The 2,659-nt window shown below is 49.0% G+C and carries 3 protein-coding genes; all 3 read left to right on the forward strand.

Annotated elements, in window-relative coordinates; all coding sequences use genetic code 11:
- On the forward strand, nucleotides 1-711 hold a 711-nt coding region (locus IH879_22280), incomplete at its 5' end, for a hypothetical protein (GenBank protein MCH7677655.1).
- 270 nt (nucleotides 712-981) lie between these two features.
- Entirely contained in the window at nucleotides 982-1,662 is a 681-nt protein-coding gene (locus IH879_22285; GenBank protein ID MCH7677656.1) for a succinate dehydrogenase cytochrome b subunit, read from the forward strand.
- 1 nt (nucleotide 1,663) lies between these two features.
- Nucleotides 1,664-2,659, forward strand: a 996-nt coding sequence (locus IH879_22290; GenBank protein ID MCH7677657.1) for an FAD-binding protein, incomplete at its 3' end; no start/stop codon positions are given.

Genomic DNA, 2,659 nt, shown 5'->3' on the forward strand with positions numbered 1-2,659 from the left:
TTGATTGCCCTGGATGTTGTCAATAATAGTCCGAACGGCTCTGAGAAGGATCCGAATTTTTTCCTGTTAGGCGAAAACGATCCGGGAGGTGGTCATGCCCCGGCATTCGGTCCGGGGTCGCGGCAGTATTCCTGGCTTGAACGTCAGCTGCAGGAAAGCCAGAGCAAAAGCTCGTTTACATTTGTCATTTTGCATCACCTGCCCTATTCAGTCGGGCCGCACGGCTGGCCTGCCGGTGAAGGCGCCGGCCTTAATAACCAATCCGGCGTACCGGTTCGCTCACTCACGCCGCTGTTTATGCGTTACGGTGTCGATGCCGTCTTTGCCGGGCACGACGAAATGTGGGAGCGTTCTGAAATCACCGGGATTGAAATCAAACCTGATGGCCACCGACGCGACCACAGCATCCACTTCTACGACGTTGGCATTGGCGGAGACGACCTGCGCGGACCGGAAGCGGGCCTTGAGAATCCCGAACAAAAATTTCTGGTGCACAAGGACGCACCCGAAATCTGGCAGGACGGCGTACTAATTGACGGCGGCAAACATTACGGTCACCTGGAAGTGGATGTGGAGCCGCTGCCGAATGGCGATTGGCAGGCGATCCTTAAACCAGTCTACGTTTTCCCAACATTTAATAAAGAAGAAAAAATTTATGATGGTTACGAAAGGCGGGTCTATGATGATATTATCATTTTGAGAAATGAATAAATGTAAAAAAAATCAAAACAAACTTTAAACACTGAAGGTCGCCGAATATCACTGAAAACACATTAGATCAAGACAAATATGGTATTCTTCGCCGTTCGGTGTTTCAGTGTCATTCAGTGTTAAATGTCTTTTCGAAATCTAAACAATTAATTCTAACCTGCTTGCTTTTTTATCTTTGCTCCCTTATATTCAGCACTGGAAAAACAATCGGTTGTCAATCCTAACCCGCATCTCTAAGTTTCAATTTCAAAATATATTCGGAGCTAAATTATGCCCCAACTCCTAAAATTTATAGGGTCCTCAGTCGGAAAGAAATTCCTCATGGCTTTAACCGGACTGGCGATGGTTATTTTTTTACTCGAACACTTATCGGGCAACCTTTTATTGTTCAGCAAAAACCCTGACCCGTATAATGAATATGCGGATTTTTTGCTCAGTTTCGGCTGGCTGATCATTGTGGCCGAATTGGGTTTAATTGCAATTTTGCTCTTTCATATGGTCTCAGCTATTTCAATATCAATCGGCAAGAAGAAAGCCCGGCCGGTTGCTTACGCCAAAACCGGGAACGCCGGCGAGCCGAGCAAAAAAACCTTTTCTTCGAAAACCATGATCTGGACCGGTTTGCTGATATTCGCTTTTATTGCCATCCATTTGAAGACATTCAAATTTGGACCGAATTATTCCTCCACTGTTGATGGCGTTGAAATGCGCGACCTGCACACCCTGGTCTGGGAGGTCTTTCAAAACCCGATTTACGTGGTCTGGTATGTCGGCGCGCTCATTTTTCTCGGCTTTCACCTGCGCCACGGTTTTTGGAGCGCCTTTCAATCTCTTGGCGTCCATCATCCGCGCTACACGCCGGTTATTTATTCGGTTGGAATTTTAGTCGCTATCATTATCTCTGTCGGTTTCCTTGGCATTCCGCTTTGGATCTATTTCACAGGAGCATAAAATGCAACTCGACTCGAAAGTCCCCGACGGCCCGTTAGCCGAAAAGTGGGATACGCACAAATTCAATCTTAAGCTGGTCAACCCGGCCAACAAACGAAAATACACCATCATCGTGGTTGGAACCGGATTAGCGGGCGGTTCCGCTGCTGCGACTCTCGCCGAATTGGGGTACAATGTCATAAACTTCTGCATTCAGGACTCACCGCGCCGGGCGCACAGTATTGCAGCTCAAGGTGGAATTAACGCGGCCAAAAACTATCCTAACGACGGCGACAGTATCTGGCGGCTTTTTTACGACACCATTAAAGGCGGTGACTACCGTTCCCGTGAAGCCAATGTTTACCGGCTGGCGCAAATCAGCAACAATATTATCGACCAGTGCGTGGCTCAAGGTGTGCCTTTTGCCCGGGAATACGGCGGTCTTTTAGACAACCGCTCTTTTGGCGGCGCGCAGGTCTCGCGGACTTTTTACGCACGCGGGCAAACTGGTCAGCAATTGCTATTGGGGGCCTACAGCGCTCTTATGCGACAGGTTGATGCAGGCAAAGTCAAACTCTTGCCGCGCCACGAAATGCTGGATTTAGTTGTAAAAAATGGTCACGCTCGCGGCATTGTCACACGCAACCTGGTCAACGGTGAAATCAAATCATTTGCCGGGGACGCCGTAGTTTTGGCGACCGGCGGATATGGAAATGTTTACTATCTTTCTACCAACGCACAAAATTCGAATGTAACCGCGGCCTGGCGCTGTCACAAACGCGGCGCGCTCATGGCCAACCCCTGCTATACCCAGATTCATCCGACCTGCATTCCGGTGTCCGGGGATTACCAGGCCAAGCTCACTTTGATGAGCGAGAGCTTACGTAACGACGGCCGGGTTTGGGTGCCGAAGGAAAAAGGCGACACTCGCTCTCCCAATCAAATCCCCGAAGATGAAAGAGATTATTATCTTGAAAAAAGATACCCCAGCTTCGGCAATCTCGTTCCCAGGGATGTC

This window comes from candidate division KSB1 bacterium (genome assembly GCA_022562085.1).
GTDB lineage: Bacteria > Zhuqueibacterota > Zhuqueibacteria > Oceanimicrobiales > Oceanimicrobiaceae > Oceanimicrobium.